We start from the raw sequence: 21,990 nt of genomic DNA, 5'->3' as shown, positions 1-21,990 counted from the left end.
ATGATTTTAATTATTGACGATGATATAGCAGTACGCACCTCATTAAGCCTCCTTTTAAAACAGGGAGGCTTTAAATCCGTTACTGCCGAAAACCAGGATGAAGCTTTAAAACACCTTGCGGAAAAACCAATCGAAGCTGTGTTACTCGATATGAATTTTTCGATGGATACAACCGGTAAAGATTGGATTAGAGATGCTTCAACAGATTAAAAAGAGAAAACCTTCCTTACCAGTGATCCTAATGACGGGCTGGGGTTCTATCAATTTAGCTGTCGAAGGAATGAAAGGAGGAGCATCCGACTTTATCAATAAACCCTGGAATAATGAACACCTGATGCAGGCCCTAAAAACTGCTTTAAACTTATCAGACGAACCTGAAAGCCCAGGCACATTAACCCGCAAAAAGCTAAATGAAAAGTATGGCTTTGAAAATATCGTGGGTGAGGATCCGCAGTTGATCGAGATCTTGCAAACCATCGCCAGAGTAAGCAAAACTGACGCTTCGTTGCTGATAATGGGCGAAAGCGGAACAGGGAAAGAACTGATTGCAGAAGCAATCCACAATAACAGTAATCGTAGTCACAAAGCCTTTGTAAAGGTAAACCTGGGCGGGATTTCATCGAGCTTATTTGAAAGTGAGATGTTTGGCCATAAACGGGGTGCGTTTACTGATGCCAGAAACGACAGAGTGGGCCGATTTGAATTGGCCAACAAGGGAACTATCTTCCTGGACGAAATTGGCGATCTGGATCTAAACAGCCAGGTAAAACTGCTCAGAGTTTTACAAGATAGGACCTACGAAGTTTTGGGTGACAGCCGAAGCAAAACTGTAGACGTACGTGTGGTTTGCGCAACAAACCGGAATCTCAAAGCGATGGTTGCCGAAAATCAATTCCGTGAGGATCTTTATTATCGTATTAACTTAATTATCGTTCGCCTCCCGCCTCTCCGGGAAAGGGCTGACGATATTCCGTTATTAGCAAACTACTTTCTCAAAAACCTGAAAGAAATTTATGATCGTCCAAATCTGAAAATTGACACAAAAGCGTCTAACTGGTTAAAATATCTTCCCCTACCGGGGAACATTCGCGAACTTAAAAACCTCGTTGAGCGCGCAGTTTTATTGAGCGAAAAGGACACACTCGAAGTGAAAGATTTTGAGCAGCATCTTGAACAGCGGCAAGCTGCAAATCTTTCTTCCGGCCTCCCGGTTGGCACGCTTTCCATCGACGAAATGGAATTATCAATGATTAAAAATGCCATGGTCTTCCATCAAAACAACATTAGCAGGGTGGCAAAAGCATTGGGGTTAAGCAGGGGTACTTTATACAGAAAGCTTGAAAAATATAATATCCCCTATGAAACTCAAAACTAAGTTCCTGCTATTTAGCCTAGTGATCCACGCGGTTTTTATTTACCTGGCGGTGGGGCTTTATGCTGAAAACAGGAACTCATTTTTTATAGCAGAAGCATTGATCATGATTTCCCTGATCACTTCCTTCTGGCTTTACAGATCAATCAGTCGCCCCTTTGATATTATATCTTCAGGGATCGAATCCTTGAAAGACAAAGATTTCAGCTCCAAGTTAAATACGGTTGGACACCAGGAAATGGATGAACTAATCTCGGTATACAATCTCATGATTGATCAGTTAAGGAGTGAACGATTACAACAAATTGAAAAAAGCAGTTTCCTCGAGAAGTTGATCGAGGCGTCCCCTTCCGGGATTATAATTCTAGACTTTAAAGGGCATATTACTTCTGTAAATCCAGTTGCGGCCCAGATCATCGGCCAGCAACAAAATGTTTCGGGAAAGCGATTGGAAGACCTTGAAGGGAAATTATCCCAGGAGATTGTCTCACTGGAGCTTAACGCTTCAAGAGTAATCAACCTTAACGGGATTAAATCTTATAAATGCCATAAAGCCATTTTCATTGATAAAGGTTACCAAAGAGCTTTCATCACCATAGAAGAATTAACCAGAGAGATTTATCTCAAAGAAAAGAACGCTTATGAGAAGGTAATCAAGATGATGTCGCATGAGGTAAATAATTCGATTGGTGCCATCAATTCGATTTTAAATAGCTGCCTTAATTATAAAGATCAATTGGTAGACGATGACCGGAACGATTATGCTAATGCCTTATCTGTTTCCATTAAAAGGAATACAAATTTGAGCGACGTAATGTCTAACTTTTCGAAAGTAATTAAAGTACCCGAACCAACGAAGCTTGAAACCGACCTTGTCTCTCTACTTCGTTCCGTTCAAATCCTGATGGAACCCGCGGCTAAAATAAAAGATGTGGAATGGGTGTGGGAGCTTGAATCGGGTGAGTTTTATTTCGCTGTAGATTACCAGCAAATGGAACAGGTGTTTATCAATATTTTTAAAAATGCTATCGAGGCGGTTGAAAACGCCGGCAAGGTCAGCGTAAACGTATCAAGTGGTGCCGGGATTATTACAATCTCTAATACCGGCTCTGGTATTTCAAAAGAAGTAAGTGATCAATTATTCTCTCCTTTCTTTAGCACCAAGAAGAATGGGCAGGGAATTGGATTAATGCTTACCAGGGAAATATTATATAACCACAACCTCCGCTTTTCTTTGGAAAGCGATGCGCACTGGACGGAGTTCAAGATCTTTTTCGGGTAAGTTAGATTCTTTCGGATCTTTATGAAATATTTGTCGTTTAAACACATTTGCATTACTTAGTACCTGCTGCATATCAGCTCTAATCACAAAACCATGAAAACAACAGCCACTTTTATAATTATGCTCCTCAGTATAATTTCCACCCATGGACAAGATATTACCGGTCGGTGGAACGGAGCACTAAAATTCGGCGCAAGCCAACTAAGGATCGTCTTCAATATAAATAAAACCGGAGCAGGCTTTACTTCAACTATGGATAGCCCTGATCAGGGAGCCAGGGGTATTCCTGTAACTACAACAACTTTTGAAGATTCTAAATTACGACTGGAGATTGTAAGTGCCCAAATAGAATATAATGGCGTATTAAGTGGCAATATTCTAAAGGGAACTTTTAAACAGGCAGGACACGAGTTTCCATTGGAATTATCAAAAGGAGAACTACAGGCAAACAAAAGACCACAAGATCCCATCATGCCTTATTCTTACCATTCAGAAGAAATTATATTTAAAAACACCAAAGCCAATATTTCGCTGGCTGGAACTTTAACGCTACCCCGGAAAGAGGGAAACTATCCCGCTGTGATCCTTATTTCCGGAAGCGGCCCTCAAAATAGAGACGAAGAGTTGTTTGGACATAAACCATTTCTGGTAATAGCTGATCATCTTACAAAGAATGGGATAGCAGTGCTCAGATACGATGATCGTGGATTCGCAAAATCTCAGGGAGACTTTCAAAAAGCAACAATTGCAGACTTTATATCCGATGTGGAAAGCGCTGTTGCCTATTTAAAAACAAGAAAAGAAATAGACAAACAGAAAATAGGTTTAATAGGTCACAGCGAAGGTGGTATCATTGCGCCTCAAGTGGCAGTAAAATCTCCCGATGTAAACTTTATAGTGTTGCTGGCTGGGCCCGGGATGCGAGGATCTGACTTAATGCTTCTGCAAAAAGAAAGAATAGAGCAGCAAATGGGAATTCCCGAAACAGCAATTCTGCAGAGCCAGAAATTATTTAAAGGTGCTTATGAGATTATCTTGAAATCTTCGGTTAATGATTCAACACTCTCCACTAAAATTAGTGCTTACTTCAAAACTCAGCTAGGCAATCAAGTTCCGGAGAATCAAATAAACGACATCACCCGGCAATTGGTTAATCCATGGATGGTAGGTTTACTTAGGTATGATCCAATCCCGGTATTAAAAAAAGTTAAAATCCCGGTATTAGCTTTAAATGGGGAGAAAGACTTACAAGTTCCCGCTCAGGAGAACCTTGCCGGAATAAAAAATGCACTGGCTGTAGGTGGGAACGAGAAAGTGACTATTAAAGAATATGCAACGTTAAATCACCTGTTTCAACAATGCAGAACCTGCTTAACAACCGAATATGGAGAGATCGAAGAAACATTCTCGCCGGCTGTATTAAATGAAATGACACGCTGGATTATCAGTCAGACAAATAAAAATTAACATCTTCGGTAAAGTTAGTTTGCCCCCACATCAGCACCTGTTATACTAATTTCGTTATTGACAATACTTTTTTAGCTCTTATGTGTTCATTAAAGAGTAGAATTGTATTATGAATATCGAAACGAGAAAGCTTACACTGGCGGATTATGAAGACCTGAAAGAATCAATGCTGCAGGCATATGATACGCTCGGCGGGCAGATCTGGAGCAAGCAAACCATTGCGAAATTGCTTAAACTCTTCCCGGAAGGCCAATTATGTATTGCAGTTGATAATAAGGTGGTGGCTTGTTCGCTATCTATCATTGTAGATTATGACGAATACGGCGATAAACATACTTATAAATTAATCACGGGAGAATACACTTTTTCTACCCATGATCCAACCGGCGACACGTTATATGGCATAGAAATCTTTGTGTCGCCAGAATACAGAGGCTTAAGGCTTGGCCGGAGACTCTATGAAGCAAGAAAAGAATTGTGCGAGACGCTTAACCTCAAAAGCATTGTAGCTGGCGGTAGAATCCCCGGTTATCACGCCCATGCCGATACCATGAGCCCAAGGGAGTATATCGATAGGGTAAAGGCGAAGGAATTGTATGACCCGACGTTAACTTTTCAGCTTTCGAATGACTTCCACGTTAGAAAAGTACTTAAAAACTATCTTCCCGGCGATCACGAATCAAAAGACTTCGCTACGCTTATTGAGTGGAATAATATCTATTACCAGGGAATAGACGCCTCTGCACGTTCGGCAAAAACGATCCGCATCGGCCTCGTGCAATGGCAAATGCGTCTTTTCCCAGACATGGAAACATTTTACGAGCAGGTAGAATTTTTTGTAGATGCGGTGAGCGGCTATAAATCGGATTTCATTCTGTTCCCTGAACTATTTAATACGCCTTTGTTGCAGCCGTATAATCACTTGCCAGAAATGGAGGCGATGCGGAAACTTGCGGAACTGACGGAAGAGATCGTTTTGAAAATTCACGAGTATGCTGTTTCCTATAATGTCAACATTATCTCCGGAAGCATGCCAATTCTGGACAATGGCAAACTCTATAATGCCACCTACTTATGCCACCGGACAGGCAAAACGGAGGAGTATAGAAAGATTCACATAACCCCAAATGAGCAAAAATACTATGGAATGGTTGGTGGCGATAAGATTCAGGTATTCGACACCGATTGCGGAAAGATAGGCATCCTCATTTGCTATGATGTTGAATTTCCTGAGCTAAGCAGAATTTATGCAGACCAGGGAATGCAGATTTTATTTGTACCCTTTTTAACGGATACACAAAACGGATATACCAGAGTACGGCATTGCGCCCAGGCACGGGCTATTGAGAACGAATGTTATGTAGCAATAGCGGGCTGCGTTGGAAATCTGCCAAAAGTAAATAACATGGATATCCAGTTCGCTCAGTCGGCTGTGTTTACCCCGTCTGATTTTGCATTTCCCACCAATGCCGTCAAAGCTGAAACCACGCCAAATACCGAGATGATGCTTGTGGTTGATGTAGACCTGCACTTGCTTGACGAGTTGCACCACTTTGGCACTGTTAAAATTTTGAAAGACAGGCGAAAAGACCTTTATGAAGTCCGGCTGTTAAAATAGCCGGACCCTTTTAACTTGTATAAGTCACGACGGGATTCTTTAAAATCTACTTTGCGCCATCAATCAACGCATCCAGAGCCTGTTGGTCAAACACCATATTTTTACTTCGGTCGAACAGGCCTGAACCATTATTTCCTATGCCGCCGGCGTCCCAGTAGAAAGGGATAATACCATTTGCCTTAGCCTGCTGGGTAACATATTTTAAATAATAGGCTCTGGAGGCCAGATGAAGGGTAAGATTACTGCCTGTTAAAGAAGTACGGCGTCCAACAGCATATTCACCCAGTATTACGGGAATCCCTTTGTCCACAAATTTGGCTTTCATTAGCCCCATCATCGCATCCACGGTAGATTCTTCACCCCATGTTGAATTACGTTGTATATCTGTTGTAGAATGAAAGTTTTTGCCCCAGTAATAAAACATTTTGCCCCAGCCGGCATCTTCTGTCATCAAGGCGAATTGATAGGGAGTGTAATAATGAACTTCCACCATCATCTTATTCTGGATTTGATCAGTTGGCAGCGTAGACATCAGGGTGTTTGTTTTCTCCACATCTGTAGACGGACCTTGAACTACTAACACTCGATGGCTGTTTCTACCCCCCGTAGAGCGAACAGCATCAACAAAAGTTTGATGATAAGACTGAAGTACCGCCATTTGGCTGGCATTTTCAACATTCGGTTCATTGGCGCTCGCCAGCAGTAAATGCTCATCGAAATTTCTAAGGTGGGTGGCTATTTGCTCCCAAAATGCTTTTTGTTTAGCGTTGTTCGCAAACTGCTTTTCGGGGGTAACGTTGTTTTCGAGCCATCCGCCATCCCAATGGATATTTAACAGCACGTACATGTCGTTGTCCACACAATACTGAACTACCTCTTTAACCCGGTTCAGCCAATCAGCCTTGATCTTTGCAGTTGCTGTATTTTCCATATACTGGTTCCAGGAACAAGGAATCCTTATCGCATTAAAGCCGCTTTGCTTTACCAACTGAATTAACTCTCTTGTAACACGCGGATTACCCCATGCAGTCTCACTGCCGGTGGCTTCCAGTGAGTTTCCAATATTCCATCCCAATTTGATCTTTGCTGCGATTTGAGAGGCTGTACTGCTCATACCGGTGGCATCTGCCGGCAGGGCCGAAGTGTTATAACTGGGGTACAAAGTACCGTCTTGCGATACTGAAATTTGAACCGTCGCAGCGTTTGTGGCGGCCAGACTTATGGTTCCGGTTCTGGCGCTACCCGCATTTGCCAGGGCAGTTACAGTAATAGTGGTGATTCCGGTATTGCCGGTCGTCTGACTAAACTGTAGCCAGTCGGCAGTTCCCGCACTTAGCTCCCATTTTACAGCATCGGTTGTGATTTTCAATGATTTCGAGCCACCTGTTTTATCAAAACTAATGTTGCTAAAATCCGCCTCCACGGCATAAAGGTGTCCTGAAGCAGCCTGCGACACAGTTATCTGAACGGGCTGGGCATCACCAGCAGTAAGTACAAGCGTAGCGGTTCTGGCCGTAAGCGTTTTCGAGCTTACAGTAATGGTAACCGATGTATTGCTTCCTGCTCCGCTTGTTGCAGAAAGATTTAGCCATTCGGTAGCCGGGTTACTAATATTCCAGGAGCCGGCGTTAGTTTGGATGGCAATGTCTATGCTTCCCCCTTGTTCGCCAAAAGCTACCTGATTTGAACTTACAGTGAGCGTATTTATACTATCCGGCTTGTCTTTTTTACACGATGAAAGTATAATTAACAGGCAAAAAACAGAAATCAGTCTTTTCATTGTAAGTAGCTTTGGTGTAGCAGTTTATTTGAACGGTTTACGAACAAAAATAAATATTTTGGTAGTCGTAACGGGTACCAAATTGTTTCTAAATGGGGCTACAAATGTTGTAAGGAGAAAATGTAAGCTTTGGAAGTGGGTAATACCTTCGAGAAGTATTGCGCTGGGTATTTTGTAGAAAAAAAATGCCCAAGTATCAGCTTTAAAGATTCTAACAATGCACTATAGTAGATGAGGAATTATTTTTCTGGAAGCAATTTGTCATGTAACTTTACGATACATCAATATAAATATCAGATGACCGCCCAGATTACTTTTTACGAAAACAAACTCGCATTTGAAATGGATCCTTCTGATCTGTTTGAAGCCCTTAACAACGGAGAAAAAATCCTGGCCCTGGATGCAAGGAAAGCTTTTGCTTTTGAGTCTGAACATATCCCTGCCGCCATTAATATCCCGCACCGCGAAATGAATGAGGAAACAACCAGGCTTTTGAACAGAGATTTTATTTACGTAGTGTATTGTGACGGAATAGGATGCAACGCGTCTACAAAAGGGGCACTTAACATGAGCAAACTGGGCTTTAAAGTAAAAGAACTTATAGGCGGCATCGAATGGTGGAAGTTAGATGGTTATGCAACCGAAGGAACAGAATCCAGCGCCGGCCAGGAACTCAGCTGTGCCTGCTAATAACACGTTCTAACCCCTGTTGCTTACCGACTGCATGCCGGGTTTCAAGGTCCGTCCGAGCCCGAGCACAAACCAGTCCTGCAAACATTTGAGATTTTTTATTGCAAGTATAGACAAGCGTGTAATGAATTGAAGGGAAAATACGTTTACTCCTATATTCGCATTAGATGAGTGAGAATCAAAAGAATTCGGTGATTGGACTGGGAATCATCACTGTTATATGTCTGATTATCTTTACACACCCCAACAATAGTAAAAGTCTGTTTAAGTCGTCTTTTTCCGTCCCATTCTTCCCCGTACAAAAAACGCCGGCAAAAGCATCGATGCAAGCCTGGTTATCGGGGCCATTAAAACTGGAGGAGAAATGTTTGAAAGTAGGAGAAAACCTTATTGTATGGCCATATGGTTTTTCGATGCAAACAAAGGAGGCTAAGGTTAACATACTAAATAAGAAAGGGATTATAGTCGCAAGGGTGGGCGATACAATTAAACTTAGCGGAGGACAGGTAACCGCTCTGGGTTCCAGTTCAGAAAAAATGCTATCGCAATTTGTGAACGATGACTGTAAAGGACCTTTATGGATTACAGGCGAAGTGCTGGCTAAATAATAAAAAAACTACAGAAACGAAGAAAGCCTTCCCCGTTTGGGAGAAGGCTTTCCTTTGAAAGTTATCTTCCTACCAGTAGATCCCGTAGATCGCTACCAGTAAACCAATAATTATCAGAGATCCTACTGCAAAACCGGTAGTAGTTTTGAACATGGTAGTGTCCACTTCCAAACCAGTTGGACGTAAGCCTTTGCTGTTCTCAATCATACTGATGATGTACATACCGATGATACAGAATATAAATACAAATCCCATACGATCAAGGAAAGGAATTTCGTAAACTCCGTTTACAGCCACCGCGAAGCCTGCTGGCTCAAGGAAGGATAAATCGGTCCATCCCGGCAGGAACTTGAGTATTAATGACATTGCAAAACCACCTATAGTTGCAAACAACGCCGCGTTTGAAGTAGTTTTTTTCCAGAAGAAACCTAGAATAAACATCGCAAAAATACCGGGCGACACGAAGCCGGTATATTCCTGAATATATTGGAACCCCCCCTTTTTGTCGATACCAAGATGCGGTGCAATGATTACAGCAAGTATCATAGAAACGATAACGGTGATCTTACCTGTGTTTACAAGGTTTTTCTCGCTGGCATTTTCATTGAATAATTTTTTATAAACATCCAAAGTAAAGATGGTTGCAATACTATTTGCTTTACCGGCTAAAGATGCCACAACTGCAGCTGTAAGGGCCGCAAATGATAAACCTTTCAATCCTGTAGGAAGCAAGTTAAGAAGAACAGGATATGCTCTGTCAGGGTTAAGCTCACCATCATGCATCATGTCGGTTTGGAAACTTCCAGCGCCTTCTCTGTATAATACATAAGCCGCAATACCAGGTAATACCACTATAACCGGCATTAACAATTTCAAGAAAGCCGCGAATAATATACCACCGCGTGCTGTTTCCAAATCCGCGCCTAATGCACGTTGAGTGATGTACTGGTTACATCCCCAATAGTTTAGATTCACAATCCACATACCACCAACTAAAAGCGTTAGTCCGGGTAAATCGATAAAATTAGGATTGCTTTGGTCGAAGATCATATCGAAGTGATCGGCCGCTTTAGTAGTCATTAAGCTATACCCCTTCAACACTCCAACTTCTCCGTAATGCTCTGCAACCAGGTTTAATGCAAGGTAAGTAGTGGCTAAACCTCCCAGAATCAGGAAGAATACCTGGATAACATCTGTATAACCAATTACCTTCATGCCACCTAAAGTGATCACAATAGAGAAGATAGCCAGTGCATACATACACATGGTTAAATCAAGTCCGGAAATACTGTTAATTGCCAGTGCACCCAGATAAAGGATCGAGGTTAAATTTACAACAACGTACAACAACAACCAGAAAACGGCCATAATCATTGCAACCGTGCCATTATAGCGCTGGTGCAGGAACTGAGGCATAGTAAAGATCTTGTTCTTGAGATATACCGGAATGAAGAAAACGGCAACAATCACTAAGGTGATAGCGGCCATTAATTCGTAAGTAGCAATAGCCAGACCCATTTTGAATCCGGAGCCGCTCATTCCGATGAATTGTTCGGCAGAAATGTTTGAAGCGATAAGGGATGCTCCGATTGCCCACCAGGTTAAAGAACCTTCGGCAAGGAAATAATCTTTAGAGCCACTGCTTTCAGATTTCTTCTTATTATAGATGTACAAGCCGTAGCCTGCCACTATAACAAAGTAAATTAAAAAAACAATGTAATCTTTCGTGTCTAGTGTATTCATATTTGGTTAGGTTATTACTTTTTGATTATTAAAGCTTTATGCATTTACAATGTGATTATTTTCTAGCTACTTAGTGTCATTAAAACACTTAATATTTGCGGTGCTCAAAGTATAAATATTTCTTTAAATATTTATAATAATTTTTTTTGAAGCCGCTTATCACAAAAAAGCCTCTAAAGCAGCTTGGCAAGCTCTTTTTTGCTTATTTTCAAGATCGAGCCATGGCGTATTCCTTTGGGCAGCGAAATTTTATTAGAAATATCAGTCCAGTTCTTCAAATCTGTGGAACTTAGGGCACCGTACGTGTGAGAGGTGTATTTATCATAATATACTATCCAGGTATCCCCTTTTTTCAATGTAGTGGGGCCCTCCGCCCATGTCTTATCAGTAAATGGCTCACTTGCTTTTGAATATGGTCCGGTAAGCGTACTGGCGTAAGCGATTTTTAAATTTTTTTGAGCCGGCTCACGTGTTTCATCTTTTATAAACATTACCCAGCGCTTACCATCCTTTACAATAGTAGCATCAATCGAATTGAAACCGGGGTCGTACAAAAGCTTCGTCTGACTAAAAGTCTCAAAATCTTTGGTGGTTACGTAATATATCCGGTGATTTAAGCCATCGTCAGCAGTCACTTGAGTTTCCCGAAAACGCCCAGGAATGGTAGTTGCCCAATAAATCATGTATTGCTTATTCTTCTTATCGTAAGTTATCTCAGGGGCCCATGAATTTCTGGCACCTACCTCATGTTCCATTACCGGGATATATTTTTGCTCAGACCAGGTGATCAGATCTTTTGAATTAGCGTATCCAATGCCTTTTGCGGTCCAGCTCACCGTCCACACCATATGAAATATGCCGTCTTTTCCTTTGACTATGCAGGGATCACGCATTAATTTGTCCTTACTTATAAGAGGTCTTAAAAACGAACTATCGCCTTTTAGCGCCTTCCAGGTGAGTCCATCGTAGCTGTAGGCCAGGTGTAAACCATCCGCCCCGTTGCCTTTGAAATAAGAAAAAACATAGGCCGACTTCTTTTGCGCTACAGAGCAGGAAAACAGCGTTGCACAAAGAGAAAATGTAAGAAGTAAATTACGCATCATGACAATACAGTGTGTTTGCAAGGATAAATATAATGCTTCTAAGCATCTTTGCTTCAAAATTTATTTTTCAAGTAGATTTAATTGAGCGCTTTGGGAAACGAGACGGAATACCTTGCGGCGAGTGCTTCAAGTGCTGTTACAGTCGCAGGATATAACCAAATTCCGGTTTTTAACTGCTCGCTGCGTAGGTTCAGCGCTCTCTCTCCTGGCATTCTGACTTGGTCGGAAGATCCGGCGCAGGAATCCTTTAAAAACTGTGTCTGCTTCAAAAAGGCTTCTGTCCCGCCAAAGGCAGCAGGATCGATAATCTGTAGAAAAACGGATGCGGTCCATTTTGAAGGCTCGTCCGCACGACCGTGTCCCGCCAAAGCAGAGGTTAGTGCCTCCACCAGAATTCCGAGTGCAAAGCCTTTGTATCCCGAATCCATCCCGCCAAGGGGCAAGATGGTAGATGGCGGATCATCATAGAAGGTCGATGGATTATCTGTTACCTCGCCCTGGCTATCCAAAAGCCATGGATGCGGGAGCCCTTTACCTTCGTCGTAACTGCGTTTGATGTTTGCATTTGATGTTACAGACATACTTACATCCAAAATAATTGGTTGCGCGTGTGTCGGGATTCCGGCTGCAATTGGATTTGGGCTGTAAACACCTTTTGTGCCGCCAAATGGAGCTACAGTTTTATTAACCGGATCAGAGCACGACAGCATAATCATCAGTCCCTTTTCTGCAACCTTCTGCATATACGCTGCCAAACATGCAATATGGTGGCTCTGCTGGATAACTACGGTTACAACAGGATGATCTTTAATCCGCTTTAATGCCAGGTCAATTCCTTTACGGACCAGCCACGGGCCTGGTAAATATTTACCATTCCAGGTGATTGCCGATTGTGCGTCGCGGATAACTTCGGGCTCTCCACTATTCAACATAGTGCCATCGGCGAGCGCCTTCACATAGGCCGGTAAAAGCTGCAAGCCATGAGTAGTATGACCCATCAAATCGGCCTCGAGCAAAATTTCGGCAACAATCGCCGATTTTTCTTCCTCGAGGCCAACTGTATCCAGTACGGAAGAAGCAAAAGCAGCGAGCTCTTCTGGTTTAAATTTATGTATTGAGGGTATCATTATCTCTTTCGAAAATACAAATACTTCGTGTTGCGGAATAATGTTTTTCCTTTTCTAAAACCTCTAACGTAAACGGGGGTTGCAGCCACGGATGGAATAGTGTCCCGCCGTTTTCAAATTCATATTAAACTGTCGCTAAGTGATTTCAAATTAATATGTTTGCAAAACTTTCACAACCATTATTAAACACACATGGAGAATCCGTTTTCATTAAAGGATAAAGTTATAGTTGTTACCGGTGCTACCGGTGTACTGGGTCATTCGTTTATCAACAGCATTGCCGAAGCTGGTGGGATTGTCGGGGTTTTGGGAAGGAATGAAGCTGTTGCTAAGGAGCGTACTGAAGCGATCATAAAAAAGGGCGGGAAGGCAGTTGCGCTTATCGCCGACGTTACCAGCGAGGCACAATTGACCGCAGCCCGCGATAAGATGCTTAGCGAGTACGGACGCATAGATGGACTTGTAAACGGAGCTGGCGGAAACAGGCCCAGCGCAGTAGTACAACCCGGCGATGATATTTTCAAGCTAAATATGGAAGGAATGAAAGAGGTAATGGACTTAAACCTGATGGGAACATTAATTCCAACCCAAATTTTCGGTCCGTCGCTGGTAGAGAGTAAGGGTAGTATCGTTAATATTTCGTCTGTTAGTGCGCAAAGGACGTTAACCCGCGTAATGGGTTACAGCTTGGCCAAAGCGGCAATAGATTCTTATACTAAATGGTTTGCAGTGGAGCTGGCCAACAGATATGGGGATGCCGTTCGTATGAATGCAATTGTACCGGGTTTTTTCTTAACTGAACAAAACAGGACCTTGCTTACCACAGAAGATGGGGGTTATACCGACAGAGGAAATACAATTTTAAAACAGACACCTTTTAAACGTTTTGGCAATGCCGAAGAATTGAGCGGTTGTTTGGTATGGCTGCTTAGCGATGCATCGCGCTTTGTTACCGGCTCAATAATAAACATTGACGGAGGGTTTAACGCATTTAGCGGAGTTTAATATGAATTTAGAACATACAATGAGATGGTACGGGCCGATTGACCCGGTTAGTTTATCTGATATCAAACAGGCTGGTTGCACCGGAGTTGTTACTGCACTGCACCATATTGCGGTCGGTGAAATCTGGACAGTTGAAGAAATTAACAAGCGTAAGGCAGAAGTAGAAGCAGCCGGTTTAACCTGGACCGTAATTGAAAGCTTGCCTGTACACGAAGACATCAAAAAACAATTAGGAAATTACCAGCAGTATATTGAAAACTATAAGGTAAGCCTGAAAAATGTGGCTGCCTGTGGTTTAAAGGTAGTGACTTATAATTTCATGCCGATTTTAGATTGGATGCGTACCGATCTGGAATACGTTGTTGAAGATGGCAGCAAAGCCCTTCGCTTTGAGAAATCTGCTTTTATTGCCTTTGATCTGTTTCTTCTTAAAAGGCCGGGAGCTGAAAAGGAGTATACCACTGACGAGATTGAAAAAGCGAAAAAACGCTTCGAAAAAATGACTGAAGCAGAACGTGATACTTTATTCAATACCGCCCTGCAAGGCTTGCCGGGAAGTGAAGAGCGTTTTACTGAAGAGCAAATTTTAACAGCCCTGGATACGTATAAAGGCATTGATGCCAAAAAACTGAAAGAACATCTATTCCATTTTCTCCGTGAGGTAGTTCCGGTTGCTGAGGCAGAAGGGCTGCAAATGGCAATCCACCCCGATGATCCTCCCTATCCGATTTTAGGTTTACCCAGAATTGTAAGTACTGAACAAGACGCAAAAGAATTGCTTGAAGCAGCGCCTTCAAAAGCAAACGGCTTATGCTTCTGCACCGGTTCGTATGGGGTTAGGCCCGACAATGACCTACCCGGCATGGTAAAGCGCATGGGCGACAATATTCATTTTATACACCTGCGCAGTACACAAAGAGATGAAGAAGGCAATTTTTATGAAGCTAACCATCTGGAAGGAAATGCAGACATGTACTCTGTAATGAAGGAATTGGTTTTGTTGATGCGGAGAAAAAATGTGTCAATCCCGATGCGGCCTGACCATGGCCACCAAATGCTGGATGACCTTAAGAAAAAGACATATCCGGGCTATTCGGGAATTGGGAGATTAAGAGGCTTGGCTGAATTGAGGGGATTGGAAATGGGGATTGCCAGGTCGATATAATTTATTGCGAAGAAGCAGGTTGTTTGAGTGATGACCTGACCCAATAAAACAAGAAGAGGACGTGCATGCACGTCCTCTTCTTGTTTTAAATGAGTATGGGTTAATTAATGATGATCGTTTTCGACTGCACAAAGCTGTTAACATTTACTCGCACAATATAAGTTCCGGCAGACAGCCCTGTAAGTGACAGATCTTTCTGATAAGATCCATTTTTGACATCGCTGATACTTTGAACTAAAGTGCCGGATGTATTGAATACAGAAATAACAATCTTACCATTCTGACTGCTGTTTACATTCAGCTTAAAGCTACCCTGTGATGGATTTGGATAGGTCATAATCCCTTCTGAATCGAGAGCTACGGGAGTTTGAGCAGCCCAGCTAACAGAGGCAACAGAATTATCTTTTATCACACCATTTGCCGATACAGCGCTGTTGCTGGCTAAAGAAATGTTGCCGGCAGCGTCAACTGCTTTCACCGTGAACTCATAAACATTCTTTCCTGTGGGGCGCTCTGCCAGAAAACTGTTTGCCGTTACTAATTCAGAGGTTAGCTGAACGCCGTTTCTGAAAACATGGTAGCCAATTACAGCTACATTATCCATTGATGCTCCCCAGTTTAAAGCTACTTTGTGCGCCACTGATTTATCTGCCTGCAATGCCGCAGGAACAGAAGGCGCCTGTGTGTCTGGAGTGGTAACTGATATGCTTGCCGGGGCTGATAAATTGCCGGCATTATCGGTAGCGATAACTGTAAACGCGTACATAACCGACGGGCTTAATCCCCGAACAGTATAGGTAGTTCCATTTATTAAGGCTGAATCTGCCAGACTTCCATCTTTATAAACCTTATAGCCTGTTACACCAATAAAGTCGGTAGATGGTTCCCAGGTAAGTGTAACAGTCGAATCTGTTGCTGTTGCGGCAATATTTGCAGGAACCGTTGGAGCAATAGTATCAGCCACTACAATCAGACCTTGATTTGCAAACGCGGCAGCGCTATAGGTGCTATCGCCAGGTTGAGACGCTGAGATCACCGTCGAGCCAACTCCTGTTATGTGTACCAAGCCATTCTCAATGGTAGCTACTGCCGGATTTGAACTGCTGAATAATACAGGCAGTCCGGATGTCGCGATAGCAGAAACTGTAAAATCAGGTTCTCCGTAAACCTTTGATGGAAGGGCTGTAAAACTGATGCTTTGTTCTCTTTTAGTAACGGTAAGAACCTGGCTTACCGGCGAGGCAGCGATGTACGAAGCATTACCCGGTTGTGACGCAGTGATAGTGGACGAGCCCGCTGCGAGGATATGAACTTTCCCATCTACAATGGTCGCCACATTAGTGTTAGAGCTGGTATAACTTATCGGCAAGCCTGACGTTGATGCGGCGCCAGCGTCAAAATCTTCATCAGCTACTTTTTTGGGATCAATCGCGTTGAAGGTAATGGTCTGAGCTTCTTTCGTGGCAGCCAAACCAGCGATATCCGATGCGGTTAAAGCATAGTTAAACAGCTTAATTTCATCCAGCATTCCTTTAAATGAAGAGTTAAGATCATTAGAATTCGCAATATTTAAAGGTTCGGTTCCGCCGATACCATTAGCGGTATTGTCGTTAGCTTCCGTTACAAGGGCTCCGTTTCTGTATATTCTTAATTTTTTGGCGGCTACATCTCTCACAAATACCATATGCACCCAGGTATTATTTAAAAACGTACTGCTGCTTAAGGTAGAAGAAGTGGAGCTCTTTGTTACATCATCGTCAACGTTCCAGGTAAGTCTCGCGTTTTTAATTTCAACCCCAAACCATTTACCCGTTGCGCCAGTGCTTGTGTTTCTGGCAAACGTACCTTTATGAAACAGGTAAGACGATACTGTAGGCACTGCCGGCTGAGAAGCTTTAACCCATAGTGCCACACTAAAGGAGTTCTTATCAAATCCAATATTGTCTTTATGCGGAACTTTTATCACCGAACTGGCTGTAACAGTCTTCAGATTTAAGCCGTTATTTACCTTTCCTGCTTCCCATGCATAGTCTGTAATATTTTGCAATGTTCCGTTTACCTGATAAGGCGAACTATCTGTAATAGCTGTACCTGAGGTAGCGTCAAGCTTCCAGTCTCCGACTAAGCCTTGCGGATATGGTGTTTCGAACGACCAGACATCACCCTCTGCAATACCGTTAGGGCCAATAGCATCTACCCGCCAGAAGTAGGTGGTGTTAGGAGTTAAACGGGCTAACTGATAAGAAGGTGAAGTTACATCCACATCTGCCAGATAGGTGAGGCTATCACTTGCTGTGCCAAAATAAAGCTTGTATAATGAGGTGTTGATACCGCCTTTCCAGCTGGTGTTAGCCAGAGTAGTAGTCGTAGTGGTTGAACTATTTGCCGGGCTTGGAGCGAATGCTTTCAAGGGCAAAGGACTTGTGTGATAAAGACGCAGTATGTCATTTTCAGCTAAGACATAATTAAATGCCTTCATCTCATCGAGCATACCAGCAAAAGGAGCATTAAAAGAATTTGTATTGGCAATTACCAATGGCTCGTCGCCTCCTATGCCTCCGACTGTTTTATCAGCAGTTTCGGCAATAAGAACTCCATTACTGTAAATTCTTAGCTCTTTAGCGGCTACGTCTCTTACAACCACCAGGTGATTCCACTCGTTATTAAAAAACACCGAAGTATTTGCGCTTACGCTACTTTTCGTTACGTCATCATCCACCGAAAAATTCAGCTTTCCATCTTTTAACTCTACTCCAAACCACTTACCGGTGGCGCCGGTTGCAGTATTCTTTATAAATGTCCCTTTATGGAAAAGATACTTCGATACGGAAGATTGAGCAGGACCCTTTACCCACAAAGCAAAAGTGAAGGAGTTTCGGTCCAATAAGAGATGATCCTGATGAGGGACCAGGACACCCGAAGCCGCTGTCATAGTCTTCAGATTAATGGCGTTATGAATCTTTCCGGCTTCCCAATCATAATCGGGAACATCGCTTACTTCAGCATCGTTATTATACACGCTGCTATCGGCGGCTACAGTTCCGATTGTTTCGTCAAAGCGCCAGTCTCCAATAATTCCCATTGGAAAAACCTTCATCGTTTTAAACGACCAAACATCTCCGGTCGTGGTTCCTAAGTCGTTCACCGCATCCACACGCCAGAAGTAGACGGTATTTTCTGCCAGGCCTGTTATAGGAAAAGACGCTGTAGTAACATCTCCTTTAAATGCGAGGTTACCTGTATCGGCGCCGAAATACACTTTATATGAAAGCGTATTGAGACTTCCCGTCCAGGTAAGGTTGCGGCTTAGAGTATCAATACCTGTTGCGCCATTAGCCGGCGAAGGGGAGGCAGGAACAGCCGGTGCCGAAGGAGGCGTTGCTGTCTTGGTAGTAAGTGAAGCGTATTCAGAAACCTCTGTCAGAGTGATGCCTTTTATTCTATAATAATAAGTTTTGTTAGGTTCTAAACCAGAATCGCTGAATGTAGTAATGTTTGGAGCAATTGTATCAATAACACTAAAGCTTGTTCCGTTGATAGAACGCTCAAGGATGAAGTTTGTCTCCGAGTCAGAATTATCAGTCCAGCTCAATTTTAAAGAGTTCTGTGTGATATCCCCGGCTACCAGATTGGAAGGAGGCCTTAGAAAAGTGGTAGGGGTGCTCACAGCCAATTGATTTACATAAACCTCGATATTCATATAGCCACCCTCCGTGCTGCTCATAGCCACGGCGTCGGCTTTATTATTTTTGTCAAGGCCATGAGCATCTTCCCATGCATCAGGCATACCATCGCTATCAGTATCTTGCGGCGCTGTAGCACCGAATACGTTGCCCAGTCCCCCATTTGCTAAAGGAAGATCCGTCTCTCTGTATACATAAAAGCCCTTCGTGCCTTTTGATTTTACTTCATCAACCAAAAAAGCATCTAATTCATCTCTGTGCGGGTAAGTTACACCTACATTGTCAATTACATGCTGATAAGCTTGCGCTGCAGTTAATGTTGGATTGGCTGCAGGGTAAGGGAAAGGTTGTGTTTTAAATGCGTTTGACGTAATACCAGGATATCCAACCGCAGTGCTGTCATAAGGAACTTCTGTTCCGTCTAAAACTCCGTTTTTGTTGTGATCGAAATAGTTACCTGAGCCATACAAATAAAAAGACCCTGTACCTCTTGAAAACGGACTCTGTTCACTTGGAGGAGTGAGTGGCCCGCTCATAAAATAATTATTGATAATATTCACTTCAGAAACACCCGAAGAACCACCCATGATGTACCCCTCTCCAGACCAGCCATAATTCATTTGATCACCCAGACGGTTTCCGTTACCCCAGTTATAAACTACATTGTTGACGAATTCGTTCACGCCCTTAACTTTCGGGTTGCGGGTTTTGTTACTGATATATAGATTCTTAAGCAAACTAATTTTGCCACCATCCGGAGTCTGGATTAACCCGCCTGCAGAATGGTTCTCACGATGCAAGCCTTGCCCGATAATCGAGTTTTGAATAGTGATATTGTCTATCGAAGTACCTTTTCCATCATAGTTGATAGAGAAAACCTCATCCATTGCCCAGGTAAAAGACATGTGATCAAAAATCATATTTGCGCCGCTGGCTAGTCCGGAAACATCTTTTCCCGAATTACCGGTGGCCCCTAAACGGATTCTTAAAAATCGCGCAATCGTATTGTTAGAACTGGTGAAGGTTACACGCTTATTGGCAATTACGATCCCGTCGCCAGGAGCAGTCTGGCCTGCTATGGTGGTGTTAGCAGCCACAACTACATCGGTAGCCAGACGAATGATCCCGCCAACCGCAAAAACTACCACCCGACCGGGTTTACTAACCGCATCCCGGAAAGAACCAGCCCCGCTGTCGTTTAAATTAGTAACAATGTACACTTCCTTTGTTGCAGAAGCACGCGCACCCTGAGCGTACCGCCCAAAGCCATCTGCACCCGGAAACGCAAGCGTCTGGCCATTAGCCTGGCCTCCCAACTGCAAACAAAAAATCATGATAACGAGCAGAAACTGCTGCCAGGACAATAAAGTAGAAATTTTCATATAAAGGCGTTTATTGGTTTAGCGCAAAATAATTCCCAAGGTCGATTGCCGGGGAACAGGTTTACTTTTGCTAACTTAACAGATAAACTACACAGCGGCAACCTGTAGAGTTATGGTTTTGGCGATTTATTGTATCCTCTGGACGTAAAAAAAACGTTACAAAAAAAGCCCCTTATGAAAAAGGGGCTTAAGCTATCAAGTGTCGATATTTAGAATATAAATTTCGTGCTTAGGAAGTTTGAATTTTCGGCGCTCACAATCTCATTTAGCAGGTGCTTATTATTCTCGTTCAGTTTCGTAGCAACCAGTGAGCGGATAGAAAAAGACCTTAAAGCATCAACTACCGATAAGGTACCTTCTGCGCTGTCCTTACGGCCCGTAAACGGAAACACATCCGGTCCGCGCTGGCACTGGCAGTTTACGTTTACCCTGCTTACCTGGTTCACCAGCGGGTCAATTAACGAAGCCACTTCTTCCGCGTCGTTGCTGAAAACACTCACCTGCTGGCCATGTGTAGACTCGATAAGGTATTGGATCGGCTCCTCTAAGTCGTCGAAGGCCAACACAGGTATCACCGGACCAAATTGCTCTTCCCGATAAAGCTTCATTTCTTTATTTACGGGATAAACAATAGCCGGATAAACAAAAGACTCACATGTTTCACCGCCGTTTTCGTTCACCACCCGCGCACCTTTTGCAACAGCGTCATCAATACACTCTTTAAGGTAGGCAGGTTTATGCGGCTCTGGAAGAGGAGTTAAAGCCACGCCTTTTTCCCAGGGCATACCGTACTTCAACTTTTCCACTTCGGCAGTCAGCTGACTTAAGAACTCGTCGACAATAGATTTATGTACGAAGATTATTTTGAGGGCAGTGCAGCGTTGCCCGTTGAAAGAAAGGGAACCAAGCACAGTTTCACTCACGGCTAACTTCACATCGGCGTTCTGGGTAATAATGGCGGCGTTCTTAGCATCTAAGCCCAAAATCGCACGTAGCCGGTTAACCTTGGGATGCATCTTTTTCAGTTCGTCGGCCACCTTGCTTGATCCTATAAGGGTCAATACATTAATTTTTCCTGATTGCATTAGTACCGGAACAATATTATGACCACGGCCATAAATGGTGTTGACAACTCCTTTGGGGAAACTCTCTTTGAAAGCCTGAAGCAAAGGGTAGAACAATAATGTACCATGCTTAGGTGGTTTAAATAAAATGGTGTTACCCATGATGAGGGCAGGAATCAATGTGGTGAAGGTTTCGTTCAGGGGATAATTAAATGGCCCCATGCACAACACTACGCCTAAGGGCGACCTGCGCACTTGTGCCACAATTCCCTGCTCGATCTGGAAGCGGGAAGAATCGCGGTCAATATCTTTTAGAGCATCAATCGTAGCATAGATATATTCGACCGTACGGTCAAATTCCTTGATAGAATCGGCATAGGATTTGCCAATCTCCCACATAATTAATTTAACAACAATGTCTTTCTGCGCAATCATCTTGTGAGTAAAATTCTCTACGCAAGCGATTCTTTCCTGAACACCCATGGTTGGCCATACCCCACGTCCGTTATTATAAGCCTCAACCGCCGCATCCAACGAATCGATAGCTTCTTTTTGGGTACATACAGGATAAGTTCCGATAAGCTTTCGTTTGAGGCCTTCTGAAGTGTGAACACAAACGGGAGAATAAACGGAGTGAACCTCACCGTTCCAGGGTTTTAATTCACCGCAACTCAGAAATTCTCTCTGATGAATTTCTTCAATCAGAAATTCTTGGGGGATCTGGCTTTCTTCTACAAAGACAGATTCTAGGTTTAAAGTTGTTTCCAATGTATTTATAATTTATTAAAATTAATGCTGACAGATGCCACAGGGAACATTTGCGACATACTGTGAGATGCTTTAACGGCAGCAAACATACAATTTTGAGCGAATGCTTCACATTTCGGAAAGCATCTGAGTG

The 21,990-nt window shown here is 43.1% G+C and carries 15 protein-coding genes; 9 read left to right on the top strand and 6 right to left on the bottom strand.

What is annotated here, in order from left to right:
• From J3P43_RS04685 to J3P43_RS04665, 5 genes are all read left to right on the top strand, one after another.
• Window positions 1-210 carry a response regulator gene (locus J3P43_RS04685; RefSeq protein ID WP_255899676.1) on the top strand — a complete coding sequence of 70 codons (210 nt, stop codon included), beginning with the start codon at window positions 1-3 and terminating at the stop codon, window positions 208-210.
• The gene (locus J3P43_RS04680) at window positions 194-1,375 is read left to right on the top strand and encodes a sigma-54-dependent transcriptional regulator (protein ID WP_255899673.1); all 1,182 of its coding nucleotides are present in this window, start codon (window positions 194-196) and stop codon (window positions 1,373-1,375) included. Before J3P43_RS04685 ends, J3P43_RS04680 begins: the two co-directional genes overlap by 17 nt.
• Window positions 1,359-2,654 carry a sensor histidine kinase gene (locus J3P43_RS04675; protein ID WP_255899670.1) on the top strand — a complete coding sequence of 432 codons (1,296 nt, stop codon included), beginning with the start codon at window positions 1,359-1,361 and terminating at the stop codon, window positions 2,652-2,654. Before J3P43_RS04680 ends, J3P43_RS04675 begins: the two co-directional genes overlap by 17 nt.
• Window positions 2,655-2,747: 93 nt before the next feature.
• Window positions 2,748-4,121, top strand: a complete 1,374-nt coding sequence (locus J3P43_RS04670) for an alpha/beta hydrolase family protein (RefSeq protein WP_255899667.1) — start codon at window positions 2,748-2,750, stop codon at window positions 4,119-4,121.
• A gap of 109 nt (window positions 4,122-4,230) precedes the next feature.
• A complete protein-coding gene (locus tag J3P43_RS04665; protein WP_255899664.1) occupies window positions 4,231-5,739 on the top strand; it encodes a carbon-nitrogen hydrolase family protein in 1,509 nt (502 codons plus the stop codon).
• Between the two features lie 46 nt (window positions 5,740-5,785).
• Here the strand turns inward: J3P43_RS04665 and J3P43_RS04660 are convergent, their stop codons facing one another.
• Window positions 5,786-7,519 (bottom strand): cellulase family glycosylhydrolase, encoded by a 1,734-nt coding sequence (locus J3P43_RS04660; RefSeq protein WP_255899661.1) that lies wholly within the window; start codon window positions 7,517-7,519, stop codon window positions 5,786-5,788.
• A gap of 297 nt (window positions 7,520-7,816) precedes the next feature.
• On the opposite strand from J3P43_RS04660, the gene J3P43_RS04655 reads away from it, so the two are divergent.
• Window positions 7,817-8,209 carry a rhodanese-like domain-containing protein gene (locus J3P43_RS04655; protein ID WP_255899658.1) on the top strand — a complete coding sequence of 131 codons (393 nt, stop codon included), beginning with the start codon at window positions 7,817-7,819 and terminating at the stop codon, window positions 8,207-8,209.
• Window positions 8,210-8,376: 167 nt separating this feature from the next.
• A complete protein-coding gene (locus J3P43_RS04650; RefSeq protein WP_255899655.1) occupies window positions 8,377-8,817 on the top strand; it encodes a hypothetical protein in 441 nt (146 codons plus the stop codon).
• A gap of 69 nt (window positions 8,818-8,886) precedes the next feature.
• On the opposite strand, the gene J3P43_RS04645 is transcribed toward J3P43_RS04650, so the two are convergent.
• From J3P43_RS04645 to J3P43_RS04635, 3 genes are all read right to left on the bottom strand, one after another.
• Complete coding sequence (locus J3P43_RS04645; RefSeq protein ID WP_255899652.1) at window positions 8,887-10,560, bottom strand: sodium/sugar symporter; 1,674 nt, start codon at window positions 10,558-10,560, stop codon at window positions 8,887-8,889.
• Between the two features lie 173 nt (window positions 10,561-10,733).
• Complete coding sequence (locus tag J3P43_RS04640) at window positions 10,734-11,663, bottom strand: glycoside hydrolase family 43 protein (protein ID WP_255899649.1); 930 nt, start codon at window positions 11,661-11,663, stop codon at window positions 10,734-10,736.
• 77 nt (window positions 11,664-11,740) lie between these two features.
• On the bottom strand, window positions 11,741-12,790 hold the full coding sequence (locus J3P43_RS04635; protein WP_255899646.1) for an Ldh family oxidoreductase: 1,050 nt from the start codon (window positions 12,788-12,790) through the stop codon (window positions 11,741-11,743).
• Between the two features lie 192 nt (window positions 12,791-12,982).
• On the opposite strand from J3P43_RS04635, the gene J3P43_RS04630 reads away from it, so the two are divergent.
• Together J3P43_RS04630 and uxuA are read left to right on the top strand one after the other, a co-directional pair.
• Window positions 12,983-13,795, top strand: a complete 813-nt coding sequence (locus tag J3P43_RS04630; protein ID WP_255899644.1) for an SDR family oxidoreductase — start codon at window positions 12,983-12,985, stop codon at window positions 13,793-13,795.
• Between the two features lies 1 nt (window position 13,796).
• Complete coding sequence (gene uxuA / locus J3P43_RS04625) at window positions 13,797-14,960, top strand: mannonate dehydratase (RefSeq protein WP_255899642.1); 1,164 nt, start codon at window positions 13,797-13,799, stop codon at window positions 14,958-14,960.
• Window positions 14,961-15,060: 100 nt separating this feature from the next.
• On the opposite strand, the gene J3P43_RS04620 is transcribed toward uxuA, so the two are convergent.
• Both J3P43_RS04620 and J3P43_RS04615 read right to left on the bottom strand, forming a co-directional pair.
• Window positions 15,061-20,025, bottom strand: a complete 4,965-nt coding sequence (locus J3P43_RS04620; RefSeq protein WP_255899639.1) for a LamG-like jellyroll fold domain-containing protein — start codon at window positions 20,023-20,025, stop codon at window positions 15,061-15,063.
• Window positions 20,026-20,234: 209 nt separating this feature from the next.
• Entirely contained in the window at window positions 20,235-21,857 is a 1,623-nt protein-coding gene (locus J3P43_RS04615; protein ID WP_255899636.1) for an NADP-dependent glyceraldehyde-3-phosphate dehydrogenase, read from the bottom strand.
• Between the last annotated feature and the right edge of the window lie 133 nt (window positions 21,858-21,990).

The organism is Paradesertivirga mongoliensis, assembly GCF_024436395.1.
GTDB classification, from domain to species: Bacteria; Bacteroidota; Bacteroidia; order Sphingobacteriales; family Sphingobacteriaceae; genus Paradesertivirga; species Paradesertivirga mongoliensis.
This window is presented reverse-complemented; position numbering and strand designations above follow the sequence as displayed.

Coding starts and splice junctions, on each gene's coding strand:
- J3P43_RS04635 (WP_255899646.1), bottom strand. CDS start 12,790: ATGATACCCTCAATACATAAATTTAAACCAGAAGAGCTCGCTGCTTTT.
- J3P43_RS04645 (WP_255899652.1), bottom strand. CDS start 10,560: ATGAATACACTAGACACGAAAGATTACATTGTTTTTTTAATTTACTTT.
- J3P43_RS04640 (WP_255899649.1), bottom strand. CDS start 11,663: ATGATGCGTAATTTACTTCTTACATTTTCTCTTTGTGCAACGCTGTTT.
- J3P43_RS04670 (WP_255899667.1), top strand. CDS start 2,748: ATGAAAACAACAGCCACTTTTATAATTATGCTCCTCAGTATAATTTCC.
- J3P43_RS04650 (WP_255899655.1), top strand. CDS start 8,377: ATGAGTGAGAATCAAAAGAATTCGGTGATTGGACTGGGAATCATCACT.
- J3P43_RS04675 (WP_255899670.1), top strand. CDS start 1,359: ATGAAACTCAAAACTAAGTTCCTGCTATTTAGCCTAGTGATCCACGCG.
- J3P43_RS04685 (WP_255899676.1), top strand. CDS start 1: ATGATTTTAATTATTGACGATGATATAGCAGTACGCACCTCATTAAGC.
- J3P43_RS04660 (WP_255899661.1), bottom strand. CDS start 7,519: ATGAAAAGACTGATTTCTGTTTTTTGCCTGTTAATTATACTTTCATCG.
- J3P43_RS04655 (WP_255899658.1), top strand. CDS start 7,817: ATGACCGCCCAGATTACTTTTTACGAAAACAAACTCGCATTTGAAATG.
- uxuA (WP_255899642.1), top strand. CDS start 13,797: ATGAATTTAGAACATACAATGAGATGGTACGGGCCGATTGACCCGGTT.
- J3P43_RS04630 (WP_255899644.1), top strand. CDS start 12,983: ATGGAGAATCCGTTTTCATTAAAGGATAAAGTTATAGTTGTTACCGGT.
- J3P43_RS04680 (WP_255899673.1), top strand. CDS start 194: ATGCTTCAACAGATTAAAAAGAGAAAACCTTCCTTACCAGTGATCCTA.
- J3P43_RS04665 (WP_255899664.1), top strand. CDS start 4,231: ATGAATATCGAAACGAGAAAGCTTACACTGGCGGATTATGAAGACCTG.
- J3P43_RS04620 (WP_255899639.1), bottom strand. CDS start 20,025: ATGAAAATTTCTACTTTATTGTCCTGGCAGCAGTTTCTGCTCGTTATC.